Source organism: Roseateles sp. (genome assembly GCF_036486225.1).
In the GTDB taxonomy this organism is placed as follows: domain Bacteria; phylum Pseudomonadota; class Gammaproteobacteria; order Burkholderiales; family Burkholderiaceae_C; genus Roseateles.
On record NZ_DASVNZ010000239.1, the window covers coordinates 1 to 4,590 of the forward strand.

At 70.6% G+C, this 4,590-nt stretch carries 4 protein-coding genes; all 4 read left to right on the forward strand.

Features of this window, described 5'->3' with window-relative positions; translation table 11 throughout:
• The first annotated feature begins 60 nt into the window (after positions 1 to 60).
• Genes VF536_RS16210 through VF536_RS16225 form a run of 4 tightly spaced genes read left to right on the forward strand, consistent with a single transcriptional unit; the run spans position 61 to position 4,361 of the window.
• Positions 61 to 945, forward strand: a complete 885-nt coding sequence (locus VF536_RS16210) for a class III extradiol dioxygenase subunit beta (protein ID WP_331615901.1) — start codon at positions 61 to 63, stop codon at positions 943 to 945.
• A 16-nt stretch (positions 946 to 961) separates the two neighbouring features.
• On the forward strand, positions 962 to 1,918 hold the full coding sequence (locus tag VF536_RS16215; RefSeq protein ID WP_331615902.1) for a Gfo/Idh/MocA family oxidoreductase: 957 nt from the start codon (positions 962 to 964) through the stop codon (positions 1,916 to 1,918).
• A gap of 52 nt (positions 1,919 to 1,970) precedes the next feature.
• Positions 1,971 to 4,133, forward strand: a complete 2,163-nt coding sequence (locus VF536_RS16220) for a diguanylate cyclase domain-containing protein (protein WP_331615903.1) — start codon at positions 1,971 to 1,973, stop codon at positions 4,131 to 4,133.
• Positions 4,134 to 4,178: 45 nt separating this feature from the next.
• Complete coding sequence (locus tag VF536_RS16225; RefSeq protein ID WP_067272360.1) at positions 4,179 to 4,361, forward strand: DUF3606 domain-containing protein; 183 nt, start codon at positions 4,179 to 4,181, stop codon at positions 4,359 to 4,361.
• Positions 4,362 to 4,590 lie beyond the last annotated feature (229 nt).

The following is a 4,590-nucleotide window of genomic DNA, read 5'->3' on the forward strand; positions in this document are numbered from 1 at the left end:
CGCCGATGCGGGCGGCGCGACGCAGGGCGACACACGACAGGACACGAAGGGAACCCCTCGATGAGCACGCATGCGCGGATCGCCGCGTCCGTCTACACCTCGCATGTGCCGGCGATCGGCGTCGCGATGGACCAGGGCCGCACGCAGGACCCGTACTGGTCGCCGCTCTTCGCGGGCTACGAGCCCTCGCGCCGCTGGATGGACGCGAACCGGCCGGACGTCGTCGTGCTGGTCTACAACGACCACGCCAACGCCTTCAGCCTCGACATGATCCCCACCTTCGCCATCGGCTGCGCCGAGGCCTTCGGCATCGCCGACGAAGGCTGGGGACCGCGCGCGGTGCCGCCGGTCCACGGCCACGGCGAACTCGCGGCCCACATCGCCCAGAGCGTCATCCAGCAGGACTTCGACCTGACGCTGATCAACCGCATGACGGTCGACCACGGCCTGACGGTGCCGCTGTCGCTGATGTTCGGCGAGCAGGACGCCGGCGCGCCCGGCTGGCCGGTGCCGGTGATCCCGCTGGCGGTCAACGTCGTGCAGTACCCGGTGCCCTCGGGCCGGCGCTGCCTGCAGCTCGGCCAGGCGATCCGCCGCGCGGTGGAGAGTTTCGACGCGCCGCTGAAGGTCCAGGTCTGGGGCACCGGCGGCATGAGCCACCAGCTGCAAGGACCGCGCGCCGGCCTGATCAACCGCGAGTGGGACAACGCCTGGATGGACCGCCTGATCGCCGACCCGCGCGGGCTGTCGGAGATGCCTCACATCGACTACGTCCGTGAAGCCGGCTCCGAAGGCATCGAGCTCGTGATGTGGCTGATCGCGCGCGGCGCGATGGCCGATCTCGCCGACGCGGCGGACGCGCCGACGCCGCGCGTCGCGCATCGCTTCTATCACGTGCCCGCGTCCAACACGGCGGTGGGGCACCTGATCCTCGAGAACCCCTGAACCTTCGAAAGACGCCATGACCGCACCGATCCGCATTGCCCTGGCCGGCGCCGGCGCCTTCGGCCAGAAGCACCTCGACGCGTTGAAGCAGATCCACGGCGTGGAGGTGGTCTCGCTGATCAGCCGCGACATCGACAAGACGCGCGAGACCGCCGCCAGGTACGGCATCGGCCACGCGACGACGGCGCTCGACGAGGTGCTCGCCCGCGACGACGTCGACGCCGTCATCCTCTGCACGCCGACGCAGTTGCATGCGGCGCAGGCGTTGGCCTGTCTGGATGCGGGCAAGCATGTGCAGGTGGAGATCCCGCTGTGCGACGTGCTGGCCGACGGCGAGGCCGTCGTGCGCCGCCAGCGCGAGACCGGCCTGGTCGCGATGTGCGGCCACACGCGCCGCTTCAACCCGAGTCATCAATGGATCCGTCGCCGCATCGAGGCGGGCGAATTCAACATCCAGCAGATGGATGTCCAGACCTACTTCTTCCGTCGCACCAACACGAACGCACTGGGCCAGGCGCGCAGCTGGACCGACCACCTGCTGTGGCACCACGCGGCGCACACGGTGGACCTCTTCGCCTGGCAGTGCGGCAGCCCCGTCGTGCGTGCGAACGCGCTGCAGGGACCGGTCCACCCGACGCTCGGCATCGCGATGGACATGAGCCTCCAGCTGCAGGCCGCCAACGGGGCGATCTGCACGCTGTCGCTGTCCTTCAACAACGAGGGGCCGCTGGGCACCTTCTTCCGCTACATCGGCGACACCGGCACCTACCTCGCCCGCTACGACGACCTCGTCACCGGCCGCGACGAGACGGTGGACGTCAGCCGCGTCGCGGTGTCGATGAACGGCATCGAGCTGCAGGACCGCGAGTTCGTCGCGGCCATCCGCGAAGGGCGCGAGCCCGAAGCCGGCGTGGCGCAGGTGCTGCCCTGCTACCGGGTGCTGGACGGGCTGGAACGTCAACTGCACGGATGATTCGGGGGGCGTCCGACGCGGTTAGGATGACCGCTTCGCCTGCCTGACCCCGATGGACCGACCGCCCCTCTACGCCCCCCGCTCACTGACGCGACTGGCCTTGTGGCTCGCGGCGGGCAACCTCGTCATCGCCGCGGCGATCGCGACGGCGACCTGGCTGGCCCTGCAGGCCGGGCGCGACTCCGACCTCACCCGCGCCCGCGAGACCACCGAGAACCTGGCCGCCAGCCTCAGCATCGAGATCGGCGCGGAGCTCAAGCAGGTCGACAACGCGCTGGAGACGCTCGGGCTGCAGTTCCGGCGCACGGTCGGCGACCCGGACCAGGTCCGGCGCAGCATCGAACGTGCGCTGGCGGACCAGCGCAGCCTGCTGCCGCAGGTCGACGCGATCCGGATCACCGACGCGCGGGGCCAGGTGGTCTACGGCCTGGCGGACGAGGAAGGCGCGCTCAACGTCGGCGACCGCGACTACTTCCAGCGCGCCCGCGACGGCAACGGCAGCGAGGCGGTCATCTCCGAACCGCTGTTCGGCAGGATCCAGCACAAGTGGGGCATCGTGGTCTCACGGCGACTGACGCGCGACGACGGCAGCTTCGCCGGCGTGGTCTACACGACGCTGTCGACCGAACACTTCATCGAGAGCTTCAAGGGCCTGACGATAGGCGCGGAAGGCGCGATCTCGCTGCGCACGCGCAGCCATCGCCTGATCGCGCGCTATTCGGCCACGGAGCCGCATTCGATCCGCGGCATCGGCGACGTGATCGTGTCCGAGGACCTGATGCGCAAGATCGCCATCGATCCGCAGCAGGGCTGGTACATGACGCGGACCAAGCTCGACAACATCGAGCGCATCACCTGCTACCGCCAGGTGCGCGGTTATCCGCTGACGATCTACACCGGCGCCAGCACGGCGGAGTTCCTGGCCGCCTGGCGCGGCGAGGTCGTGCAGCAGGGCGCGCTGGCCGGCGTGGTCATCCTGACGGTGCTGGGCTGCTCGGCGCTGGTCTTCCTGCAGCAGCGCCGCGACCGCCGCGCGGCCATCGGCCTGCAGCAGCTTGCGCTCGAGCAGGCGCTGATGCTGGACAACGACATGGTCGGCATGATGCGGCTGCGCGACCGCACGGTGGTCTGGAAGAACCGCGCGCTGGCCTCGCTGTTCGGCTACGCGCCCGGCGAGCTGAACGGCCAGACGACGCGCGCGCTGTACCTCGACGACGAGAGTTTCCGCGCGATCGGCGACGCCGCCTATCCGGCCATCGCCGCGGGCCGGCGCTTCCGCCAGCAGTTGCGGATGCGGCGCAAGGACGGCACGCCGGTGTGGATCGACCTGAGCGGCGCGTCGGTGGCGGAGCGCGAGTCGCTCTGGATGATGATCGACATCTCCGCGCTCAAGGAGAGCGAGGCCACCGCGCAGCACCTGGCGGTGCACGACGCGCTGACCGGCCTGCCCAACCGGGTGCGCTTCACCGAGCGGCTGGCCGGGGCGATGACGCTGCTGGGCGAGCGCGTCGGGCTGGTGGCGGTGTGCTGGGTGGACCTGGACGGGTTCAAGGACCTCAACGACGAGTTCGGTCATGAATCCGGCGACGTGGTGCTGCGCGTGGTGGCGCAGCGGCTGCTGGGCGGCGTGCGCGGCCACGACCTGGTGGCGCGCATGGGCGGCGACGAGTTCGCGCTCCTGCTCACCGCGTTGCGGGCGGAGCACGAGGCCGAGCCGGCGTTGCGACGCATGCTGGACGCGCTGGCCGAGCCGATCCGGCTGCCCGACGGCGGGTATGCGTCGGTCACGGCCAGCATCGGCATCGCGTTTGCCCCTCATCACGGCCGCCAGGCGGAGTCGCTGATGCGGCTCGCCGAAACGGCGATGACGACGGCCAAGCGCGCGGGCAAGCGCCGCTTCGTGTCGGCCAGCAGCCTGCCGGGGAACACCATGAACGCACCGAATTCGCCGTCGACCTCCGTCGGCCCCGACGCCCCCACCCCGGTGGATGCGATCGACACGCCTTCGGGCCCTGCTCCGGAGCCGGGGTCGGAGGACGGCAAGAAGGGGGAGGCCCAGCGCGCGGCGCCGGGCTCGCCGCGTCCGCACGACCCGGGTCCTCCGGCCGTGCCGGATCATTCATTCGACGAATCGGTCGCCGGGGAGGAAGATCCCGGGGCCACGCTCGACGGCGAGGACAGCAGCCGCGTGCCGCCGTCGCGCAAGCCGGGTTGAGGCGCCACTGAGCGTCCCTCTTCACGCTGTCCGGGAGTGATCGCCATGTCCGAGGAAACCTCGAGTCCGCACAACAGCGAGCGTCATCGCGTCAACGTGCAGGACGACTACGAACTGCGGTATTGGGGTGAACGCTTCGGGGTGTCGCCCGAGCTGCTGCGGCACGCGGTCGACGCGGTCGGCACGAGCGCCAGGTCCGTCGAGGAGTGGCTGCAGGCGCATCGCTGAGGCTGGCGCACTGCCGCCGCCGCTGGCCCTCGCCCCTGCCCTCCCCCGCAAGCGGGAGAGGGAGCAGGAGGGGAGTGGCACGACGATTGCCACCTCCTGAGCTTGCCGATCCCGGCCAGCCAGGAGCCCCCAGCATGGATCTCGACACGGATCGTTCGGACGCGGACCTCGCGTCTACCCTGTCTCCCCCCGACAGCCCCCCGTGCGACGCTGAGCGCTGCGCGATCTC

Bases quoted from the DNA above. Each gene is read 5' to 3' on its own strand.
- VF536_RS16220 (WP_331615903.1), top strand. From the start codon at position 1,971: ATGGACCGACCGCCCCTCTACGCCCCCCGCTCACTGACGCGACTGGCC.
- VF536_RS16225 (WP_067272360.1), top strand. From the start codon at position 4,179: ATGTCCGAGGAAACCTCGAGTCCGCACAACAGCGAGCGTCATCGCGTC.
- VF536_RS16215 (WP_331615902.1), top strand. From the start codon at position 962: ATGACCGCACCGATCCGCATTGCCCTGGCCGGCGCCGGCGCCTTCGGC.
- VF536_RS16210 (WP_331615901.1), top strand. From the start codon at position 61: ATGAGCACGCATGCGCGGATCGCCGCGTCCGTCTACACCTCGCATGTG.